This window comes from Nesterenkonia aurantiaca (assembly GCF_004364585.1).
GTDB classification, from domain to species: Bacteria; Actinomycetota; Actinomycetes; order Actinomycetales; family Micrococcaceae; genus Nesterenkonia; species Nesterenkonia aurantiaca.
Genome location: NZ_SOAN01000007.1, coordinates 65,321 through 87,130, shown reverse-complemented (window position 1 = coordinate 87,130; position 21,810 = coordinate 65,321). Strand labels below are relative to the sequence as shown.

Genomic DNA, 21,810 nt, shown 5'->3' with positions numbered 1-21,810 from the left:
CCCCAGGTCGGCACGCTCACCGTCCACCGTCGATACCGAACCCGGGATCCGGCGGCCTGGGGACCAATCCTGAAGCCCTGACGCCGCCCGCTGACCAGGCTCATAGGACCTTAGGCCCTATCCGCCCTCGCACCCCGGGACCATGGTTGAAATAGGCCGAAGGCCACTTGGGAGGCGACCGAATCATGGGCAACGTCGGACTTTTGTACGTCGGTGCGGTTCTATTCATCAACGGGCTCATGCTGATCGGGGTGATCCCCGGCAAGTCCGCCGCCATACTCAACTTCTTCGTAGGTGGCATGCAGGTGGTCTTCCCGACCATCATCCTGATACAGGCCGACAACGACCCGGGGATCATCCTTGGGGCCGCAGGCCTCTACCTCTTCGGGTTCACCTACCTCTATGTGGGCATTCTGCAGCTCACTGGTCTGAGCGGGGAGGGCCTCGGCTGGTTCTCGCTGTTCGTCTCGGTATGCGCAGTCGTGATCGGGTTCATCCAACTCACGCTCGATGACCCCGTGTTCGCGGTCATCTGGTGGATCTGGGCCGTCCTGTGGTTCCTCTTCTTCCTGCTGCTGGGACTGAACATGGACTCTCTGACCCTCACCACCGGCTGGTTCACGATTCTGATCAGCCACCTCACCGGCACGATCCCAGCGTTCGTCCTGCTGCTCGGCCGATACGAATCCAACACGACCCTCGCATTGACCCTTGCGGCCCTCGGAGTTCTGGCGCTTGCCATCGCGGTGACCATCGGACGCCGGAGCAGCGCCGCAGCAGAGTCCGAGGCATCGACCACCGCACCCATCGCCACCTGAGAGCTGATCATGCCGACTTACGAGTTCCGATGCCCAGAATGCACCGACTTCGACCTGGTCTTTGAGATGCGCTCGGTGCCGGACACCGCACGTTGCCCCACCTGCGGAGGTTCCTCCAGACGCCGAGTCAGCGCGCCCCGGCTCTCTCGGGGTGGTTCCGCCGCAGCTCGACTCATCGAAGCCACTCAGCGCAGTGCACATGAACCAGACGTCGTGGACTCTCCTGCTCCCGGCCGCCCCTCTGGGCCTGCACAGAAGTACACCGCGAACCCGCTGCACCAGAAGCTTCCCCGCCCCTAACTGCCCGATCCGACGTATCCGACGAAGGAGAACACCATGCCCGAGCTGCTATTTCCACTCGATTCTTCCAAGAAGTTCGAGGATCAGGAGAAAGTAGGACACAACCGCTGGCACCCGGAGATCCCGCCGGTCGCCTCGGTGAAGCCTGGTACGTCATTCCGGGTGGACTGCCGCGAATGGTTCGACGGCGCCATCGTCAACGATGACTCTGCTGAAGACATACTCAACGCGCCGCTGCTGACCGTCCACAAGCTCAGCGGTCCATTCGCCGTGGAAGGCGTTCAGCCAGGGGACCTCCTGGTGGTGGACATTCTTGACGTGGGACCCATCCCCATGGAGGATTCCGGCCCCCTCGCTGGGCAAGGCTGGGGCTACACCGGAATCTTCTCGCGCAATAATGGTGGCGGCTTCCTGACAGATCAGTTCCCCGACGCGTACAAGGCGATCTGGGATTTCACCGGTCAAACAGCCACTTCCCGCCATATCCCCCATGTGTCCTTCACCGGACTCATCCATCCGGGGCTGATGGGCACCGCGCCGTCGGCGAAACTCCTGGCCAAGTGGAACAAGCGAGAAGGCGATCTGATCGCAACCGACCCACACCGAGTACCTCCCCTGGCGCTGCCTCCAGAGGCAGAACACGCGGTTCTCGGGTCCCTGGCCGCGGAGGACTTCGACCGAGTGGCCCATGAGGCCGCCCGGACTGCGCCACCCCGCGAGAACGGCGGAAACCAAGACATCAAGAACCTCTCGAAGGGCACCCGGATCTTCTACCCGGTATTCGTCGACGGGGCCAACCTCTCCCTGGGTGATCTGCACTTCTCCCAGGGTGACGGTGAGATCACCTTCTGTGGCGCGATCGAGATGGGTGGCTTCATCGACCTGCATGTCGATGTGATCAAGGGCGGCATGGAGACCTACGGGGTCAGTGAGAACGCCATCTTCATGCCCGGCAACGTAGAACCTCAATTCAGCCAGTGGCTGGCGTTCTCCGGAACCTCGGTCACCCTCGACGGCGAACAGCGCTACCTGGATTCACACCTCTCGTACCAGCGAGCCTGCCTTCACGCCATCGACTACCTCGCCAAGTTCGGATACTCACCCGAACAGGCGTACCTGCTGCTCGGTGCGGCGCCGATCGAAGGCCGACTCTCGGGGGTGGTGGACATTCCGAATTCCTGCTCGACGGTATACATCCCCACCTCGATCTTCGATTTCGACGTGCAGCCATCCGCAGATGGCCCGTTCCAGATCACTCCCGGGATCGGTGCGCCGCGAGCCGCCAACCAGTGAACCGCGATGGTCGAAGACCCTCACCGCGCTTCGCGGTGAGGGTCATATCGCTGTGACGGCGGCCCTATCCGCTCGAAGCCGGACGTCACCCAGGGACCTGGACCCGACTTGTGAATCACAACGGCAGGAGCAGGGCCACTGAACATTGAGACGCGGTCTAGAAGGGATGCTCATGACTCGCTCCAATCCACCCGTGGAGGAAGCTGACGAGAACGATCTCGAAGTTGACAAGCCCAAGGACTGGGCGGCCGGAATGCCGGGGGTGTACCACTCGCTGCAGCCAGCGCTCAAGCACATGGGGGCCTCGCGAAGCGCTCGCACGCTGCTGACGATGAACCAGAAACAGGGATTCGACTGCATGAGCTGCGCGTGGCCGGACCCAAGTGGTCACCGCAGCAAGTTCGAGTACTGCGAGAACGGGGCGAAGACAGTCACCTGGGAAGCCACACCGGTGACGGTGGCCTCCGACTTCTGGGCCGAACACCCGATCAGCGAGCTGCGGGAACCCTGAGGATCTGGTGCAGCTGGGCTTCAGCGATGGTGACCTGGTGGATGTGCATGGGGAGTATGCCGACGGCAAGGACAGAGTGCTGCGCAAGTTCCGGGCGGTGGCCTGTCCCACAGCCCGCGGCTGCGCCGCTGTGTATTACCCGGAGGGCAACGTTCTGGTGCCGCTCGATGACACCGTGGTCGGCAGCAACACTCCGGTTTCGAAGGGCGTGATCATCAGATTAGAGCCGGCCGGGGATGGTCCCGCCGGGGGCAGCAGCGAGGAGAACAAGCAAGAGGACATGCCTGCGACCGTTTGATGCGTCACTCGCAGGGATCAGATCCGCGGGATCCGATCCCGCCTGGCCTGCCATGAGGCCCGGCCCCGAGTGGAGGGCTCAGCTCGGTGGATGGCTCGGCTCGATCGTCCGGCGGCACCGGTCCCGAGCGATAGCCTGGACCACGTGACCCCACCCTGGCCCCTGACCTGCCCCGCCTGCGCCGCACCGCTGGAGGCGACCCTGAAGCGCGAATCACCCGCCTCATCGACCAGTGCCGGGCTGCAGGAGCACGCCAGGACCACCGTGAATAACCGAGCGTCACAACGGATCGAGCTGCGGCGGCGAGAATCGTCACCCTCGGCGCTGCAGGCGCTCAGCTGCCCCGCCGGTCATCGTTTCGACGCGGCACGTCAGGGCTATGTCAACCTGCTATCGGGCCGCGGCACCCGCTTCACCGCCGATTCGGCGCAGATGATCATGGCCCGTGAAAGCGTTCAGGATGCCGGGATCTTCGCGGCTCTGAGCAAGGAACTGGCACGGATCCTCACCCAGCACCTGCCCCAGCAGGCAGCCGCCTCCCCCGCTGAACCTGCGCTGCTGCTGGACTGCGGCGCCGGCACCGGGCACTACCTGCACCAGCTGCTCGAGGTGGTCCCCCAGGCCCGTGGGATAGCCCTGGATCTCTCCACCGCTGGACTCAAACGCGCGGCCCGCCACCCGCGAACCCTGGCGCTGGCCTGGGACCTCTGGCAGCCACTCCCCCTGGCCTCGGATTCGGTGGACCTGTTGCTCGACATCTTCGCGCCCCGCAACGTGGGCGAGTACGCGCGCGTGCTCCGGCCGAACGGTCTTGCTGTGGTGGTCACCCCGGGGGACTCACACCTGATCGAGCTGCGCTCAGCCGGGATGCTCGAGGTGCCGGGCCAGAAGCTGCATCAGCTGCAGGAGCAGATGACACCGTCCTTCGGGGCCCTCGAGCAGACCACACAGGTCACCGCGGCGGTTCCCGTCGACGCCGGCCTCGCGGCTGACCTGGTGTTCATGGGTCCTGCCGGACATCACCATGACTATGACACGCTGCGCCAGAGCCTTCAGGCGCGGGAGGTGTCACAAGTCACCGTCCACCTCGACGTGAGCCTGTGGCGCGGATAGGCTGAACCCACGCGTATATGGGTTGATGAGGAGCTGAGATGATCGAATGGTTCGGCGATAACCTCTGGGCACCCTGGTTGGCACTGGCCCTGGGACTGCTGGTTTTGGAAGCCATCACGCTCGATCTGCTCTTCCTGATGCTCGCCGTCGGAGCCGGCGCGGCCACCACTGTCGCCCTCGCAGGGGGCGAGCCCTGGCTGCAGGTGTTGGTCGGCTGCGCCACCGCGCTGCTGATGCTCGGCGCGGTCCGGCCCATCGCGCTCAAACATCTCAAGAAGGGTCCGGCGAACCAGCTGACCAACATCGACCGGATGGCCGGCATGGAAGCACATGTCCTGGAAGCCATCACGGGAGACTCCGGACTCGCCGAGGTCGACGGCGACACCTGGACGGCCCGCACCCTCGACGACGTGCGCATCGAACCCGGCATGACCGCCGTCGTCGATTCGGTGGACGGCGCGACCGTTTACCTTAGGCCGGCGCGAGAGATCAAATGGGATGACGCGGGACCTGACACCCTCGGGCCCCACACTCCCCGACCGGAAGGCGCCTGAGCGATCATCAGGCGCTCCACTGAAAAGAACGGAACGTCATGGAAGTCACTGCACTTGTAGTTCTCCTGGTCCTTGTCGCCCTGGTGGTGATCGTGATCGCTCGCAGCGTGCGCATCGTGCCGCAGGCTCGCGCGGGACTGATCGAGCGTCTGGGCAAGTATCAGCGCACCCAGGGCCCGGGACTGACCCTGCTCGTCCCCTTCGTTGATCGGCTGCTGCCGATGCTGGACATGCGTGAGCAGGTCGTCTCCTTCCCGCCACAGCCCGTGATCACCGAAGACAACCTGGTGGTCTCCATCGACACTGTGGTGTACTTCCAGATCACCGATCCGAAGGCTGCGACCTACGAGATCCAGAACTACATCATCGCGGTGGAACAGCTCACCACGACCACCCTGCGCAACGTGGTCGGCGGACTGAATCTGGAAGAGGCGTTGACCTCGCGAGACCGGATCAACGGACAGCTCCGCGGAGAACTGGACAAGGTCACCGGACGCTGGGGCATCCGCGTGGCCCGAGTGGAGCTCAAGGCCATCGAGCCGCCGCACTCCATCCAGGACTCGATGGAGAAGCAGATGCGCGCCGAGCGTGAACGTCGCGCCGCGATCCTCACCGCGGAGGGCACCAAGCAGGCCGCGATCCTCACCGCAGAAGGTGAGCGCCAGGCCTCGATCCTCGCCGCCGAGGGTGATGCACAGGCACGAATCCTGGGCGCCAACGCTGAGGCGCAGGCTATCGAGACCGTGTTCAACGCGGTCCACGACTCCGAGCCCGGCCCAGAGCTGCTCTCCTACCAGTACCTGCAGATCCTCCCGGAGATCGCCAAGTCCGAGTCCAACACCATGTGGATGATCCCCGGAGAGTTCAGCGACGCGCTGAAGAACCTCTCCGGCGCGTTCGGCGGCCCGGAGTCAGCCCAGCAGTCCGGCATCAGCCTCGAGGACCGAGAGACCGAACGCGCGGCCCGCGCGGAGCGGCTGAGGCAGCGCCGTCAGGAGAAGGCCCAGGAGAACGCGCAGAACCAGGGCAAGCCCGCAATCTCCTCGGCCATCGCGGATCTGGCCGAATCGGCCCGCAGCACCTCGGTGACCGACGAGAACCCGCACTACACCAGTCGCCAGGAGGTTGAGCAGGAGGCCCGCAAGGCTCAGGTCGGCAACGCCGAGGCCGCGAAGTCACGCACCGAGGCTCCCAGCCAAGAAGGTGCCGAGCTCACCGAGCAGCCAGTCTTCCAGCAGCAGCCGGAGCCACTGGAGGACCCCCAGCGCTGACCAAGATGGGAATAACACCGCGGTGCTCTAGAGTTATAGCTAGGAATGACTCTCCCCATCACACTGGAGGATAATCGATGAGTGATCGCAGTCTGCGCGGAATGCGCCTCGGTGCGCAGTCCATGGAAACCGAGCAGGGCGTCGAGCCGGCGCCCCGCCAGGAGATCGAGTACCGCACTGAGGATGGCGAGCGGATGCGGGTGATGTTCTCCGCTGAGGCCGACGTCCCAGCCACCTGGGTCTCCCCCACCGGCAAGGAAGGTCTGCGCGTCGACGTGGACCGGCCCGAGGCCGAGCCGGTGAAGCCGGTCAGGTCCCACTGGGACATGCTGCTGGAACGCCGTTCCACGGAGGACCTCGAGGTGATCCTGCAGGACCGGCTGAAGCTGCTCAAGGAGCGTCGCGGCGAAGCCGCCTGACACTGCTGCAGCGGATACCCGGCTGAGCTGAGAAGCCTGCCGACCATAGAGCGACGGCGTCCTTCCCGAGAATTCGGGACGGACGCCGTCGCTCTATGCATCTGCTGCTCAGCAGTCCTTCTTCCGCCGTCACACCTCGCTGCAGATTCGGATCTTGCGGCTCGGTGCGCTCCCGGTGGAGGCGTTGCCGCCCAGCCCGTAGGGGCGGATCCTCAGCGTTGGCGCAGCTTCTGCCCCAGCTTCTGGGCCCGAGCGCGCAGTCCCCAGCGCGTGACGTTGACCATGGCCTCGACCACGATGTTCGAGCTCATCTTGGATTCGCCCTGGGTGCGCTCGACGAAGGTGATCGGCACCTCGGCGATGGTCTTGCCCATGCTCGCCACCCGGAAGGTCATATCGACCTGGAAGCCGTAGCCCACCGATTCGATGCTGCCCAGATCGATCTCCTCGAGCACCGAACGTCGGAACACCCGGAATCCGGCAGTGATGTCGCGGACCTTCAGGCCCAACAGGGTCCGGGAGTAGAGGCTGCCCGCCCGAGAGATCGCCACCCGGTGCAGCGGCCAGTTGACCACCGAACCTCCCGGCACCCAGCGCGACCCGATGACCAGGTCGGCCTCATCGATCTTGGCCAGCAGCTTCGGCAGTTGTTCGGGCTGGTGTGAACCATCGGCGTCGAGCTCCACAAGCACGTCGTAGCCACGTTCGAGTCCCCAGTGGAATCCCGCGATATAGGCGCCGCCAAGTCCATTCTTGGCCTTGCGGTGCAGCACGTTGATCTGCGCGTCCTGCTCGGCGAGCTCCTCGGCGAAGTCTCCCGTCCCGTCGGGACTGTTGTCATCGACGATGAGCACATCTGAGGTCGGCACTGCCGCCCGCAGACGTGCCACCGTGCCCGGCAGGGCGTCGATCTCGTCGTAGGTCGGGATGATCGTCAGGATCTTCACGAGTCGCTTCGCGTCCTTCTGGGGGTCGTGGGGCTGGGGGCGGAGGGTCGGGGTCAGTCTACGGTCACGTGCTGGCAGCTAGGCCTGGGAGGCTGTTCCGGAACCGGCGCCCGGTCCAGCGGTCACCGTCATACCGTCGATCACCGTGGCGATCAGCGTGGGCAGCGTCTCTCCGTCGAGGTAGGGCAGCAGCGGCGTGCGGGCCCGCACGTCGGTGCTCCACGCGGCCGTGCGCGAATCCGGCGTCTGGACTGCCAGGGAATCCACCTCCCAGAGCGCGTAGGTGGCCCGGGCGCCCGGATCCAGCTGCGCGGAGGTGGCCGGGGTACCGCTGGACTCGGGCAGCGAGCGGTAGGCGCCGCGGGTCTGGGCGTTGAAGGCCGCCCGCACCGAGACCGGATCGTCCTCATGATGGACGTGCGCGCTCACCGCCGCCCATGGATGGTGCCCGGCCTCCGCCACGGCGCTGACCGGTACACCGACGCTCAGCGCCGTGGCCAGGTGACCTCGACCGCGCAGCACCACCTGCACACCGGTGTTCAGCAGCAATTCCCAGTCCTCGCGGGAGGCGGAATCGAAGCCGTGGAGCATCGTGGGCAGCCCGCCGGGTGGACTCTGCCGCTTGGCGCGCATCTCGGCGGTGGACTCCACCAGGGCGGCGACCACGACGGCAGGGTCGCTGGGCTGCTCCACACGCAGGATGAGCTGACGCTGTGCAAGTGCGACCGCGATCCGGATGCTCAGCAGGTGTTCCAGCACATCCTCGGCGGGGAGCTGCAGGGCGGCCGGGCGGCCGATGATCGCGTCCACGGTGCGAAGCAGCTCCGCGGCGCCCCGAACCGCGTCGAGCCGGTCTGCCACGCCTGAGTCGCCGAGACCGGTCAGCGTGAGCACCGGATAGGCCCGCACCCGGTGATCGGCGGCGGCGCGGAACGAGGCGTTCAACGAGGCCTGTGCCGCCTCGGCGTCGCTCAGTGCGCTCACCGGCAGGTCGATGTTCAGCCGTGCCGCGCCGCATCCCTGCGCCGCGGTCTCGTCCAGCTCGGCGGTGATGCGGTCTTCCCAGGAGTCGGTCTCCACGGAGCTGGAGCTGGGCTCGGGCGTCCCGGAGCCCTCCTCAGCACCGGGGGCAGCCACATCCACCCAGCCCACGAAGGCGGGCGCCACGAGGGCGCGGTCCAGATCCTGGATCACCAGGTCGGGGTCGCTGCGCTCCGCGGCGGTCTCGTCCGAGCCGACCCAGGCGATGAGCCCGTCCTCGACCAGCATCGCGTCGGCGTAGGGCTCGGACGGGGAATGGATCGTGCCGTTGGTCAGCAGCCGCGGCGGGTGCGCGGCACCGGTGCTAGTCATCAGCGGGTTCCTCCAGGTTCTGATAGGCCACCGAGGAGTATGCCACCACTCCCCTGCCGATCAGCTGCACTGCCTCATGACAGCGCGCCGAAAGCTTGGCCGGGGTGTGGGGGATCTTGCTCAGCTGGTCCAAGGTGTCGATGCACTGCTTGGTCCACCGCACGAAGTCTCCTGCGGCGAGCGGCGAGTCGTCCAGCGCGCTGCGCAGGCTCTGGCCCCCCGCCCAGGCATACATGGGCAGCACCAGGCCCAGCTCCGGTGCCGCAGTGGGCTCCAGGTGGTGCCGCTTCTCCAGACCCTCGAGCTCCGCGTGAACCTCGATCCCGGTGCGCGTGGCCTGGGCCAGGCGCTTGGTCGGCATCACCGGCATGGCCCCCTCATCCTCACGTTTGGCCTGGTAGACCAGCACCGTGACGAACGCGGCGAGCTCCTGCGCCGTGAGCCCGGAGAGGACCCCACGTTCCATGAGCAGCCCGGTGAACAGGTCTCGTTCCCCGTAGATGCGGCGCAGCTGCTGTCCGCGATCGGTCACCGCGAATTCAGTGGCGAACCACTCCTCGGCGGTGAATCCCGGACGCTGCGGTGCCGGTTCAGCGGGGCTGAGCTGCTGCGGGTCGGCGGGTGGCACATGGGGCATCAGCTCCGGATCCACCGCTTCCAGGTGCCCGAGTTCGTGCAGCACCCCGCAGACCCGGTCGAAGATCTTCGCGATAGAGCCGGTGCGCCTGTCGATCTTGAGCTTGAGCTGGTCGATCTCCCGCTGCAGCTTCCAGGCGCGTTCGGCCCAGCGAGCGTGGTCCTCCCGCTCGCTGCAGCCGTGACAGGGGTGGCGCTGCAAGGCGGTCTGCAGCTGCTCCAGCGACTCCGACTCGGTCTCCTCCTCGCGGAATCCGAATCCGGCGGTCGGCGCCCCCGCTCGGGGAGGCACCCGCTCATGCATCGCGGCGCGCATCGAGGACGCGAGATCCCGGCGGACCTTGGGCACCTTGACCTGGGGCTTGCGCGGGAGCCTGATGCTGGCGATCACCTCCGGCGGCTGCACGAAGTCTTCGGCGGTGATATTGCGGAACTTGCCGTCGGCGGTGATCACTCCGGGACGCGGATCATGCTCCGGCGCACTGTGCACCACCAGGGACTCGCCCAAGCCACGCTTGCCACCGACCTCGATGACATCACCGGGCTGCAGCGCTGCCAGGACCCGGATGATCTCGCGGCGGCGCTGCCGGTGGCGCGCCTTGGCCTGGTCCTTCTCGGCCTCGTTGAGCCTCCGGCGCAGCGCCGCGTACTCACGGAAATCCCCGAGATGACAGGCCATCGCCTCTTCGTATCCGGCCATGGAGGATTCCCGCTTCGCCACATCCCGGGCGACGCCGACCACCGAACGGTCGGCCTGGAACTGCGCAAAGGAAGATTCCAGGATGGTGCGCGCGCGCCGTCGTCCGAACTGCGCCGTGAGGTTGACCGCCATGTTGTAGGAGGGCTTGAAGCTGGAGTTCAGCGGATACGTCCGCTTGGACGCCAGTCCCGCGACCTGGCGCGGGTCCATTCCGGGCTGCCAGACGACGACGGCGTGGCCCTCCACATCGATGCCGCGCCGGCCAGCCCGACCGGTGAGCTGGGTGTACTCCCCAGGCGTGATGTCCACGTGGGATTCGCCGTTGAACTTGTCCAGCTTCTCCAGCACCACGGTGCGCGCGGGCATGTTGATCCCCAGCGCGAGGGTCTCGGTGGCGAAGACCACCTTGAGCAGCCCCTCGGCGTAGAGCTGCTCGACGAGCTCCTTGAACGGCGGGAGCATGCCCGCGTGATGTGCGGCGACCCCGTTGATCAGAGCCTCGCGGAAGCTCTCGAAGCCCAGGATCGCAAGGTCCTCGGCAGGAAGGTCCCAACCCATCTGCTCCACCCGGGAGGTGATCTCAGCGGCCTCCTCGCGGGTGGTCAGCACGATGCCGGCTTGCAGGCACTGCTCCACTGCGGCCTCGCAGCCGACGCGGGAGAAGATGAAGCCGATGCAGGGCAGCAGCCCGTCCCGGTCCAGGGCGCGGATCATCTTGGGCCGATTCAGCCGTGGGCGTCCTGCCCCGGACCCGGAGATCCCAGAAGCACCGGAGGGTCCCGCTCCACTGCGGCCGCCCGCGCCGCCCCGGCTGGAGGAGGCGCTGCTGCGCAGCTCCTGGCGGGGGCCGCCGTGGCCCGGGCCACCCCTGCCGGGGCCACGGCCTCGACCGGGTCCTCGCCCGGGACCGCGGCCGTTGCCGCGAGATCGGTTTCCGCCGCTGCGCCGGGAACCGGGAGCCTCGCCCTGGTGCGCCAGACGCTGCAGCTCCGGGTTGACCAGGGTCGGAGCGTCATCGTCCTCCTCGTAGATGAAGAGGTCGTGCAGCTCGTTCTCGACGAACATGTGCTGCCACAGCGGCACGGGGCGGTGCTCGGAGACCACCACGGAGGTCTCCCCGCGCACCGTGTCCAGCCAGGCTCCGAATTCCTCAGCGTTGGAGACCGTCGCGGAGAGCGCGGCGACCTGGACATGCTCCGGGAGGTGGATGATCACTTCCTCCCAGACCGCGCCGCGGAAGCGGTCGGCCAGGTAGTGGACCTCGTCCATCACGACGTAGCCCAGGTCGCGCAGCGTCGCCGAGTCCTGGTAGAGCATGTTGCGCAGCACCTCGGTGGTCATCACCACGACCTGCGCTTCGGAGTTGATCGAGGTGTCCCCGGTGAGCAGTCCCACCTTGTCCGTGCCGTGGGCCTCCACCAGTTCCTGGTACTTCTGGTTCGACAGGGCCTTGATCGGGGTCGTGTAGAACGTCTTCGTCCCGAAGGCCAGGCCGAGATGGACGGCGAACTCACCGACGATGGTCTTGCCTGCCCCGGTGGGGGCCGCGACCAGAACGGCCCGTCCGGCCTCCAGATGCTGACAGGCCTCGACTTGGAAGTCGTCGAGGTCGAAGGCCTGAGCCTGGCGGAAGACCCCGAGCTGAGTCTTGGCCTCCGCAGCTCGTCGACGTGACTGTGCGTAGCGCTCGGCCGGTGAACTCATGCTTCCAGCCTATGACATCACCGCCGGGTGGACTTCACATGGCATATCCGTCCCCAGAGGGCTCCCCCGGCGATCCGTCGCATGCCTATGCCATGTCCCATCGCTATTTCCGTCCAAATCGATGGGACATGGCATAGGCATGCGACAGGTGAGCGGAACCGGGCCTGGGCGGGCGTGCCGACCTGGGATGAGACCTGGTTAGACTGCAGCCGTGACCACGGCTCCCTCCCCCCGACGACAGATCCTGCTCGGGGCCCTGCTGCCGGCGTTCATCTTCAGCCTCGGCGCCGGGGCCATGATCCCGATCCTGGCCCCCTTCGCCGTGGAGCGCGGCGCCACGCTGGCGGTGGCCGGAATCATCGCCGCGATGCTCCCGCTGGGTCAGATCCTCGCGGATCTGCCCGCCGGCGCCCTGGCGGCGCGTGTGGGTGACCGCCGGGCGATGCTGCTCGCCGCCGGGGCCGCCGCGCTCGGCTTCCTCGCTGCAGGGCTGGCGCCTTCGTTGATCACGCTGGGGGCCGCCGTCGCCCTGGTCGGCGCCGCGAATGCGGTCTTCCATCTGGCCCGGCACTCCTATCTGACCGAGGTGACCCCGGTGCATCAGCGTGCCCGAGTGCTCTCCACGCTGGGCGGGGTGCATCGGATCGGGCAGTTCATCGGACCATTCCTCGGCGCCGGAGTGATCGTCCTGGGAGACCTGCGCGCGGTGTTCCTGCTGGCGCTGCTCACTGCGATCGCCGCGGGTGTGACGGTGCTGCTGGCCCCGGAGATCGACACCCGCGCGGCGCGAGCACCGGGCATCGCCCAGGCCGGTTTTGCCCAGGTGATCGCCACCCACCGGAAGCTGCTGCTGACCTTGGGCGTGGCCTCGATGCTGGTGGGCACGATCCGCGGGGCACGTCAGCAGGTGCTCCCGCTCTGGGGCGAGCACATCGGGCTGGACCCCACCACCATCTCGCTGCTCTTCGGTCTCGCCGGTGGCATCGACATGCTGCTGTTCTATCCGGCCGGCAAGATCATGGACCGCTTCGGCCGGCTCTGGATCGGAGTGCCCTCAATGGTCTGCCTCGGATCAGTGATGGCGCTGGTGCCGCTGGCCCATTCGGTGCCCGTGCTCGCGGGAGTGGCGGTGCTGCTGGGAATCAGCAACGGTCTGGGCTCGGGGGTCATGATGACCATCGCCTCCGACATCGCCCCCGCCGAGGCGCGCCCGCAGTTCCTCGGAGCATGGCGGCTGATGCAGGATCTCGGGATCGCCGCGGGACCGCTGACCCTGGCCGCCGGTGCCGCTCTGGGCTCCTTGGCGGCAGGCATCTGGGTGGCCTCAGCCATGGGCCCGCTGGCCAGTGCCGGGCTGCTGCGCTGGCTCCCGCGCTACTCGGTCCACGCTAGCCGTCGGACCCGTAGGGCCGCCGGGCTGGAATGACCCGCAGGGCCGCAGGGCGGCAATGACCCGTAGGGCCGCCGGGCGGCAATGACCCGCAGCGCCGCCGGGCGGCAGGCACGCTGGCCAGGAGCGCCACCAGGCGCGAGGTGATCAGGCGGAGGGCTCCCGGGGAACCCGGGCGGTGCTGCGCCGGACCAGCAGGTCAAAGCTGCGGTCCAGGCTCTTCGGATACGTGTCTTCGGACTCGACGGTGGCGAGGATGAGCTTCGCCGCCGTCGCCCCTTGGTTCTGGGCGTGCTGGTCGACTGTGGTGAGCTCGAAGAGGGCGCCAAGCTCGTGACCGTCGACCCCGACCACCGAGAGGTCCTCCGGGACCCTGATCCCGAGCTCCCGCGCGGCGAGGATCGCGCCGATCGCCATCTCGTCCGAGGCTGCGACCAGTCCGGTCATCCCGGTTCCTGGAGTGCCCAGCAGCTGTCGCGCCGCATGGAAGCCTCCAGGAATGGTGAAGTCTGCCTCTCCGATCAGGGACGGGTCGGAAGAGATGTCGCGGGCGCGGAGCGCTCGGTCGAAGCCCGCTCGTCGCTGACTCGGCACCTTGTAGTCGGCGTCGAACTGTTCGGCGCCTCCGATGAAGCCCAGCACCTCATGGCCGAGCTCGAGCAGGTGCGCGGTGGCGAGCTCGGTGACGGCCGCATCATCGATGGAGACCCCGGGCAGGGTCCCGGAGCTGCCGCCGATGATGACCACCGGGATGCCGAGCCGCGCCAGCTCCCGCTCCTCCCAGTCGCTGAGCTCCAGCGCCACGACGATGACGGCGTCCACCCTGCGTCGTCGCAGGAAGGCGCCGAAGATCTCCTGCCGGACCTCGGGGTCTGCGGTGACGTTGTAGAGCGTCACGTCATACCCGGTGCGGGTCGCTTCGGCGGAGATCCCGGTGAGCACGGTGTTGAAGAACCATCGGTGCAGCTCAGGCATGATCACCCCGAGGTTGCGCATCCGACCAGACGCCAGGCTGGAGGCCGCGGAGGAGGCCACGTAGTCGAGCTCCGCGGCGACAGCCAGGATCTTGGCCCGGGTGGCCTTCGAGACGTTGCCTCGGCCGCTCAGGGCGCGGGAGACCGTGGCGGCGGACACGCCTGCGGCCTTGGCGACATCATCGAGGCTGGTCATCAGCCTGCGTGCCGCTGCAGCCATACGGTGCAGTCGGCGGGTACCTGGGATCCTGCCAGAGGCGCGGTGGCCAGGAGCACCTGGTGCCCCGCGGGCAACGCCACCGGCTTTGTGCCGGTGTTCGCGAGCACGGTCAGATCCTGGTTGCTGAACATCAGCACGGCATCCTCGGCTCCTGGGAGCCAGCGCACCTCTCCGAGGCCCAGGTCGTGTTCCGCGCGCAGGGCAAGCATCCGCCGGTAGAGGCTCAGCGTCGAGTCGGGATCGGCGCGCTGCACATCCCGGGAGAGGTCTTCCCAGCGTTCAGGCTGCGGCAGCCAGGGTGTGCCCCCGGAGCTGAATCCGAAGTTCTCAGCCTCGCCCGCCCAGGGAAGCGGCACCCGACATCCGTCGCGACCGAACCGCTCGCCGGCGGTGCGGAACCAGGTGGGGTCCTGACGGGCCGCATCGGGGAGGTCGTGGACCTCGTCCAGACCCAGCTCCTCGCCCTGGTAGATGTACGCGGAGCCGGGCAGCGCCAACATCAGGGCGGTCGCGGCGCGGGCACGTGCCAGCCCGGTCTCGCGGTCGGGCAGGCCCGGATGCGCGGGTCCTATCCCGGTCCCCTGCGGGTTCTCCCCGGTCAACGAGAGCCTGGTGGCGTGACGCACCACGTCGTGGTTGGACAGGACCCAGGTGCTCGGAGCGCCCACTGCATTGAAGGCGTACAGGGAATCGTCGATGACTCCGCGCAGCTGTTCCGCCTCCCAGGGGGTCTCGAGGTACTGGAAGTTGAAGGTCTGGTGCATCTCGTCCGGGCGCACCCAGAGCGCCGCCTTCGCCACGGAGGACACCCAGGCCTCACCGCACAGCGCCCGATCCCCCGGATACTCCTCCAGGACCAGCCGCCAGTCCCGGTAGATCTCATGGACCGCGGTCTGTTCGAAGTAGGGCGCCGGGGTCTCCTCCCCACCCATCGAGGCGGCGTCGACATCCGGGGTGTAGTCCGGGAAGTCCTGGTCCTTGACCAGACCATGGGCAACATCGACGCGGAAGCCGTCGACCCCGCGGTCGAGCCAGAAGCGCAGGATGCGTCGGAACTCTTCCTTGACCTCTTCCTGGGACCAGTCGAAATCCGGCTGGCTCGAGTCGAAGAGATGCAGGTACCACTGACCCGGCGTGCCGTCGGTCTCGGTGATGCGGGTCCAGGCGGGGCCGCCGAAGATCGACTGCCAGTTGTTCGGCGGCTGCTCTCCCTGCTCTCCCCGACCCTCGCGGAAGATGTACCGGGCGCGCTCTGGGCTGCCCGGGGCTGCGGCCAAGGCCTGCTGGAACCACAGGTGCTGGTCCGAGGAGTGGTTGGGCACCAGGTCCACGATGAGCCTGATGCCGAACCCATGGGCCCGCTCGAGGAGGGCGTCGAAGTCGGCCAGCGTGCCGAAGATCGGGTCCACGTCGCAGTAGTCCGCGACGTCGTAGCCGGCGTCCTTCTGCGGTGAGGTCATGAAGGGGCTCAACCAGATCGCGTCCACGCCGAGCTCCTGGAGCGCACCGAGTCGGGCCGTGATCCCCGGAAGGTCCCCGACGCCGTCGCCGGTGGAGTCATGGAAGGAGCGGGGGTAGATCTGGTAGATCACTGCACTGCGCCACCACTGGGCCGGCATCCCCGGCCCCGGGGGCGCCCCCGTTTCGCGAGGGACGACGTCGGCGGTGTCGGGGGAACTGCGCAGGTCCTGTTGAGCGGTCATGTCTCCAGCATATATGCAAGCGCTTCCACATGGAGCGTCACGCGGCACAACCGCTTTCACTGGAGCCAGCAAGCGTCTCTATGCTGGATAAGACCACACCGCGAGGCATAAATACTGGTCAACGGTCGGTAGGCAGTTCACAGCACCACCACGCTCCAAGAGTTGCGTGGATCACATTCTGTCCCCATACTGGAAGCGCTTGCACTCAGGATGGCGGGGCGATCGCCTCCGCTTCTTCACAGAGAGGGACACCGATGACGGTGAACACCGGAAGAATCACGACGATGACCGCGCTCCTGGGACTGGGAGCACTGGCGCTGACCTCCTGTGGCTCGGGAGACGGTTCCGGCGACGCTGGCGCCGCAGAGCCTGCCGACTCGGAGACCACCGAGTCCGAGGCTGCAGAGTCAGAGACCACGGACTCGGACACCACAGATTCGGACACCACAGAGACCGAGGGCGGCGAAGATGCCGCCTCCGGCAGCCTGACCATCTGGGCCGACGCCAACCGCGCCGAGGTGCTCACCGACGTGGCGGAAGACTTCGAGTCCGACACCGGCATCACGGTGGAGATCGTCCAGCAGGACTTCGAGGAGATCCGAGACCAGTTCGTCTCCCAGGTCCCCACGGGCGAAGGCCCGGACATCGCCGTCGGCGCCCATGACTGGCTCGGAGTCCTGGTGAACAACGGCGTGGTCGCACCGGTCGAGCTCGGGGACGCTGCGGCGGAGTTCGAGGAGATCGCCGTGGACGCCTGGACCTATGAGGGCCAGACCTACGGCCTGCCCTACTCGATCGAGAACATCGCGCTGCTGCGCAACACCGAACTGGCCCCCGAGGCTCCGGCCGACTTCGAGGAGATGATCCAGATGGGCGAGGAGGCCGGGACCGAGTATCCGTTCCTGGTCGGCCTGGACCCCAATGAGAGCGACCCCTACCACCTCTACCCCTTCCAGACCTCCTTCGGCGCCCCGGTCTTCGGCACCGCCGAGGACGGCAGCTACGACCCCTCGCAGCTGAGCATGGCGGAGGCCGGCGGGGAAGAGTTCGCAGGCTGGTTGGCGGAACAGGGCGAGGCCGGCGTGCTGAACCTCAACATCGACGGCGACCTGGCCCTGGAGAGCTTCAACGACGGCAATTCTCCGTTCTTCCTGACCGGTCCGTGGAACGTGACCGGCGCGCAGGACGCGGGGATCGACGTCGCCGTGGATCCGATCCCGGCCGCAGGAGATCAGGACGCCCAGCCCTTCGCCGGAGTCCAGGGCTTCTTCCTCTCCTCGCAGAGCGAGAACGTCCTGGCCGCCAGCAACTTCCTGATCAACTACGTCGGCACCGCTGAGGTCCAGACGGCGCTGTATGAGACCGGTGGGCGCGCCCCTGCGCTGACCGAGTCCTTCGAGCAGGCTCTGAGCGAGGACGAGATCGTCGCCGGATTCGGCGAGGTCGGGGCCGAGGCCGTGCCGATGCCCGCAATTCCGGAGATGGGCGCGGTCTGGGACGACTGGGGATCCAGCCAGGCCGCGATCATCAAGGGCGACGGCGATCCGGTGGAACTCTGGCAGAAGATGTCCCAGGACATCTCCTCGGCGATCGACTGATCAATGCGCCCACTGACCACCACCAGAACCGAAGACCGCACCGCCGACCGACGTCGCGCCCGGCGCACCGCCGAGACCGCCGGCATCGGGTGGAAGCTGCTGCTGCTGAAGATCACCGTGCTGGGGCTGCTCAACGCCGTCTGCGTGTATGCCGCCATGGTGCTCTTCTTCAACGAGCGGTGGCTCATCGGCACTCTGGTGGTGGTCAGCGGCGCCCTCCTGACCTGGATCTACTTCCAGCGCGGAGCACTGCCAGCGAAGTATCTGGCCCCGGGAGTGGTGTTCCTGCTGATCTTCCAGGTCTTCGTCATCTTCTACTCCGGCTACGTGGCGTTCACGAACTACGGGACCGGCCACAACAGCACCAAGGATCACGCGATCCACGCGATCATGCTCCAGACCCAGGACCGAGTGCCGGATTCACCGACGTATCAGCTCACGGTGATCGAACGCTCCGGGGAGCTGGGATTCGCGGTGACCACGGAGGACGGCGAGGTGCTTCTCGGATCCGCAGAGGCCCCTCTGGAGGCTGCGCCGGGCGCCGTCGTCCAGGACGGCCGCGTCATCGAGGTGCCCGATCATGAGGTGCTGAGCTTCGCGGAACTGGTGGATCGTCAGCAGGAGCTGACCAGCCTGTCGGTGCCGCTCTCGGAGGACCCCAATGCCGGGGCGCTGCGCACCCAGGACGGGCAGCGGGCCTATGTCTACACCTCGCGCTTCGTCTACGACGAGTCCGCCGACACCTTGACCAATACCGCGAGCGGGGAGATCTACACCGACGGCGGGGAGGGCGCGTTCGTCACCCCCGACGGCGCGGAGGTGATGCCCGGCTGGCGGGTCAACGTGGGGCTGGAGAACTTCGTGCGAGCCGTCACCGAGGAGTCCATCCGCGGCCCATTGCTCTACGTCACGGCCTGGACCTTCGGGTTCGCGTTCCTCTCGGTGGCAACCACCTTCGTCATGGGCCTGTTCCTGGCCGTGGTCTTCAACGATGCTCGGATGAAGTCCCGTAAGTACTACCGGCTGGTCATGATCCTGCCCTACGCCTTCCCGGGGTTCCTCTCCGCGCTGGTCTGGGCCGGGATGATGAACCAGGAGTTCGGGTTCATCAACAACGTGCTCTTCGGCGGGGCCTCGATCCCCTGGCTCAGCGACCCATGGCTGGCCAAGCTGAGCATCCTGATCGTGAATCTCTGGCTGGGCTTCCCCTACATGTTCCTGGTCTGCACCGGAGCGCTTCAGTCGATCCCCGAGGAGCTCACCGAAGCCGCTCAGATGGACGGGGCCAGACCCTTCCAGGCCTTCCGGCAGATCAAGTTCCCACTCCTGCTGGTCTCGATCGCTCCGCTGCTGATCTCCTCCTTCGCCTTCAACTTCAACAACTTCAACCTTGTGTACATGCTCACCGGGGGCGGTCCCCGAGACATCGAGGCCGGGATCAATGTGGGTTCCACCGACATCCTGATCTCCATGGTCTACAAGGTGGCGTTCGTGGGATCCCAGAGCGACTATGGCCTGGCCAGCGCGTTCTCAATCCTGATCTTCTTCATCGTCGGCACCATCTCGGTGATCGCCTTCCGGCGCACCCGAGCTCTAGAGGAGTTGAACTGAGATGGCCCAGTCACTGCGCACCGCGACGCACCGCACACCCCGCCCAGGCCCAGCCGAGCCCCCCTCGGTCTCCCGTCGCACGCCCACCCGTCGTCGGCCCTTCCGCCGCTGGTTCTCCCAGACCGGCTGGCGTCACCTGGTCGGCATCGCCGTGGTCATCTTCGCCGCCTTTCCGCTGGTCTACGTGTTCTCCGCCTCGCTGAACCCCGGTGGGACGCTGATCACGGCCAACACGCTGTTCGGGAATCTGAGCCTGCGCAGCTACGTGGACCTGTTCAACCTGCCGCGGCAGCCCTTCGCCGCCTGGTACGTCAACACGTTGTTCATCGGGTTCAGCGCCTCCGCCGGCAGCGTGATGCTGGGCGCGCTGGCCGCCTACGCGTTCTCCCGGATGCGGTTCACCGGACGCCGGTTCGGTCTGATCACCATCCTGCTGGTGCAGATGTTCCCGCAGCTGCTCGCCATGGTGGCCATCTTCCTGCTGATGCTCTCGATCGGGGAGATCTTCCCGGCGATCGGACTCAACAGCCAGATCGGCCTGATCATGGTCTACCTCGGAGGCGCCCTCGGGGTGAACACCTACCTGATGTACGGCTTCTTCAACACCATCCCGGTCTCCATCGATGAGGCGGCCAGGATCGACGGGGCCGGTCACGCCCGAATCTTCTTCACCATCATCCTGCCGCTGGTCTCCCCGATCCTCGCCGTGGTCGCGCTGCTGTCCCTGGTGGCCACGCTGAGCGAGTTCGTCATCGCCTCGGTGCTGCTGCGGGATCCGGAGAAGCAGACGCTGGCCGTCGGGCTCTACCAGTTCATCTCCCAGGAGACCTCACAGAACTGGTCGATCTTCGCCGCCGGCGCGGTCCTCGCCGCGATCATCCCGGTGGCCCTGTTCCTGGGGCTGCAGCGCTACATCGTCTCGGGACTGGTCGCTGGCAGCGTGAAGTGAGTGCCGCGGCGCAGGTGCCGCGCATCGCCGTCCACTAGGCTGGGCTCCGCCGTCCGGACCGGGCGCGTGAGTATCGAGGAGTCGACCATGAGCCCGAGCAGCCAGCGCATCGCCACGGTGTATGACCAGGTCATCGCGCGAAATCCTGGGGAACATGAGTTTCACCAGGCCGTCAAGGAGGTCTTCGACTCGCTGGGGCGGGTGCTCACGAAGTTCCCGGAATATGTGGAGGAATCGATCCTGGAACGGATCTGTGAGCCGGAGCGGCAGATCATCTTCCGGATCCCGTGGACCGATGACACTGGTCGGGTGCATATCAATCGCGGCTTCCGCGTGCAGTTCAACTCCGCTCTGGGCCCGTATAAGGGCGGACTGCGCTTCGATCCCACGGTCATGCTCGGCACGGTGAAGTTCCTCGGATTCGAACAGATCTTCAAGAACGCACTCACCGGGCTGCCCATCGGCGGCGGCAAGGGCGGCAGCGACTTCAATCCCAAGGGCCGCAGCGACGGCGAGATCATGCGCTTCTGTCAGTCCTTCATGACCGAGGCCTACCGGCATATCGGGTCCTCGGTGGACGTGCCGGCTGGAGACATCGGTGTGGGGCGCCGGGAGATCGGTTATCTCTTCGGTCAGTACAAGCGCATCGCGAACCGCTATGAGGCCGGGGTCATCACCGGGAAGGGGACCTCCTGGGGCGGGTCCCTGGTGCGCACCGAGGCCACCGGCTATGGGGCGGCGTTCTTCACCGAGCACATGCTCGGCGCCATCAACCGCAGCCTCGACGGTTCCCGGGTCCTGGTCTCTGGCTCCGGCAACGTCGCGTTCTACGCGATCGAGAAGATCCACGCGCTGGGCGGCCTCGTCGTCGGCGCCTCCGACTCCTCCGGCGCGGTGCATGACCGTGAAGGCATCGATCTGGAGCTGATGCGTGAGATCAAACAGGTCCAGCGCGGGCGGATCAGCGAGTACGCCGAGCAGCGCGGCTCCGCCGAGTTCATCGAGGGCCGCTCGGTCTGGGCCGTGGCGGAGAAGCACGACATCGACGTGGCCCTGCCCTGCGCGACCCAGAATGAGCTCGACGACGACGACGCGCGGATCCTGCTCAAGGCCGGGGTCAAGGCGGTGGTCGAGGGCGCGAACATGCCCACCACTCCGGCGGCCATCCATCGGCTCCGCGAAGCGGGGGCGCTCTTCGGACCCGGCAAGGCAGCCAACGCCGGGGGTGTGGCGACCTCGGCCCTGGAGATGCAGCAGAACTCGATCCGCGACTCCTGGAGCTTTGAATACACCGAGGCCCGGCTCGCGGAGATCATGGAGAACATCCACTCCCGCTGCGCCGGGACCGCCGAGGAGTACGGGGTCCCGGGGGACTACGTGGCTGGCGCGAACATCGCAGGGTTCACCCAGGTCGCGGACGCGATGATCGCCCAAGGTGTCATCTGAGT

At 66.8% G+C, this 21,810-nt stretch carries 17 protein-coding genes and 2 pseudogenes; 14 read left to right on the top strand and 5 right to left on the bottom strand.

Translation table 11 applies throughout. The annotated features are described in order from the left end of the window. Positions 1-185 precede the first annotated feature (185 nt). From EV640_RS09800 to EV640_RS09760, 9 genes and pseudogenes are all read left to right on the top strand, one after another. Positions 186-818, top strand: a complete 633-nt coding sequence (locus tag EV640_RS09800; RefSeq protein WP_036475417.1) for an AmiS/UreI family transporter — start codon at positions 186-188, stop codon at positions 816-818. 9 nt (positions 819-827) lie between these two features. Continuing rightward, positions 828-1,118, top strand: coding sequence for an FmdB family zinc ribbon protein (locus EV640_RS09795; protein WP_036475416.1), 291 nt, complete (start codon positions 828-830; stop codon positions 1,116-1,118). Between the two features lie 36 nt (positions 1,119-1,154). Beyond that, positions 1,155-2,411, top strand: a complete 1,257-nt coding sequence (fmdA, locus tag EV640_RS09790) for a formamidase (protein ID WP_036475415.1) — start codon at positions 1,155-1,157, stop codon at positions 2,409-2,411. 172 nt (positions 2,412-2,583) lie between these two features. Next, positions 2,584-2,916 (top strand): annotated as a pseudogene (locus tag EV640_RS09785) (hypothetical protein); the annotation flags it as partial. A 13-nt stretch (positions 2,917-2,929) separates the two neighbouring features. Next, positions 2,930-3,220 (top strand): hypothetical protein, encoded by a 291-nt coding sequence (locus EV640_RS09780; RefSeq protein WP_036475410.1) that lies wholly within the window; start codon positions 2,930-2,932, stop codon positions 3,218-3,220. 144 nt (positions 3,221-3,364) lie between these two features. Next, positions 3,365-4,333, top strand: coding sequence for a putative RNA methyltransferase (locus EV640_RS09775; protein ID WP_161634813.1), 969 nt, complete (start codon positions 3,365-3,367; stop codon positions 4,331-4,333). 38 nt (positions 4,334-4,371) lie between these two features. Further along, positions 4,372-4,887 (top strand): NfeD family protein, encoded by a 516-nt coding sequence (locus EV640_RS09770; protein WP_051501149.1) that lies wholly within the window; start codon positions 4,372-4,374, stop codon positions 4,885-4,887. Positions 4,888-4,925: 38 nt separating this feature from the next. Next, positions 4,926-5,793: pseudogene (locus tag EV640_RS09765) on the top strand (SPFH domain-containing protein); the annotation flags it as partial. A 442-nt stretch (positions 5,794-6,235) separates the two neighbouring features. Next, positions 6,236-6,577, top strand: coding sequence for an RNA polymerase-binding protein RbpA (locus EV640_RS09760; RefSeq protein ID WP_036475408.1), 342 nt, complete (start codon positions 6,236-6,238; stop codon positions 6,575-6,577). A gap of 212 nt (positions 6,578-6,789) precedes the next feature. Here the strand turns inward: EV640_RS09760 and EV640_RS09755 are convergent, their stop codons facing one another. The 3 genes from EV640_RS09755 to EV640_RS09745 all read right to left on the bottom strand — a co-directional run bounded on the left by EV640_RS09755 (position 6,790) and on the right by EV640_RS09745 (position 11,917). Further along, entirely contained in the window at positions 6,790-7,524 is a 735-nt protein-coding gene (locus tag EV640_RS09755) for a polyprenol monophosphomannose synthase (RefSeq protein WP_036475406.1), read from the bottom strand. Positions 7,525-7,602: 78 nt separating this feature from the next. After that, on the bottom strand, positions 7,603-8,877 hold the full coding sequence (locus EV640_RS09750; RefSeq protein ID WP_133726360.1) for a hypothetical protein: 1,275 nt from the start codon (positions 8,875-8,877) through the stop codon (positions 7,603-7,605). Further along, positions 8,870-11,917, bottom strand: a complete 3,048-nt coding sequence (locus EV640_RS09745; protein WP_051501148.1) for a DEAD/DEAH box helicase — start codon at positions 11,915-11,917, stop codon at positions 8,870-8,872. The genes EV640_RS09750 and EV640_RS09745 overlap by 8 nt, the downstream gene beginning before the upstream one ends. Positions 11,918-12,128: 211 nt before the next feature. Between EV640_RS09745 and EV640_RS09740 the strand changes: the two genes are divergently transcribed. Next, positions 12,129-13,343: an MFS transporter gene (locus EV640_RS09740; RefSeq protein WP_243832293.1), complete on the top strand. Its 1,215-nt coding sequence runs from the start codon at positions 12,129-12,131 to the stop codon at positions 13,341-13,343. A 111-nt stretch (positions 13,344-13,454) separates the two neighbouring features. Here the strand turns inward: EV640_RS09740 and EV640_RS09735 are convergent, their stop codons facing one another. After that, positions 13,455-14,501 carry a LacI family DNA-binding transcriptional regulator gene (locus EV640_RS09735; protein WP_243832292.1) on the bottom strand — a complete coding sequence of 349 codons (1,047 nt, stop codon included), beginning with the start codon at positions 14,499-14,501 and terminating at the stop codon, positions 13,455-13,457. Then, the gene (locus EV640_RS09730) at positions 14,477-16,204 is read right to left on the bottom strand and encodes a glycoside hydrolase family 13 protein (protein WP_133726359.1); all 1,728 of its coding nucleotides are present in this window, start codon (positions 16,202-16,204) and stop codon (positions 14,477-14,479) included. Before EV640_RS09730 ends, EV640_RS09735 begins: the two co-directional genes overlap by 25 nt. Positions 16,205-16,488: 284 nt before the next feature. Between EV640_RS09730 and EV640_RS09725 the strand changes: the two genes are divergently transcribed. From EV640_RS09725 to gdhA, 4 genes are all read left to right on the top strand, one after another. Further along, entirely contained in the window at positions 16,489-17,802 is a 1,314-nt protein-coding gene (locus tag EV640_RS09725; RefSeq protein WP_133726358.1) for a sugar ABC transporter substrate-binding protein, read from the top strand. A 3-nt stretch (positions 17,803-17,805) separates the two neighbouring features. Beyond that, a complete protein-coding gene (locus tag EV640_RS09720) occupies positions 17,806-19,413 on the top strand; it encodes an ABC transporter permease subunit (protein ID WP_133726357.1) in 1,608 nt (535 codons plus the stop codon). 1 nt (position 19,414) lies between these two features. Continuing rightward, the gene (locus EV640_RS09715) at positions 19,415-20,362 is read left to right on the top strand and encodes a sugar ABC transporter permease (RefSeq protein WP_084479537.1); all 948 of its coding nucleotides are present in this window, start codon (positions 19,415-19,417) and stop codon (positions 20,360-20,362) included. Between the two features lie 87 nt (positions 20,363-20,449). Next, positions 20,450-21,808: an NADP-specific glutamate dehydrogenase gene (gdhA, locus tag EV640_RS09710; protein ID WP_133726356.1), complete on the top strand. Its 1,359-nt coding sequence runs from the start codon at positions 20,450-20,452 to the stop codon at positions 21,806-21,808. The last annotated feature ends 2 nt before the right edge of the window (positions 21,809-21,810 follow it).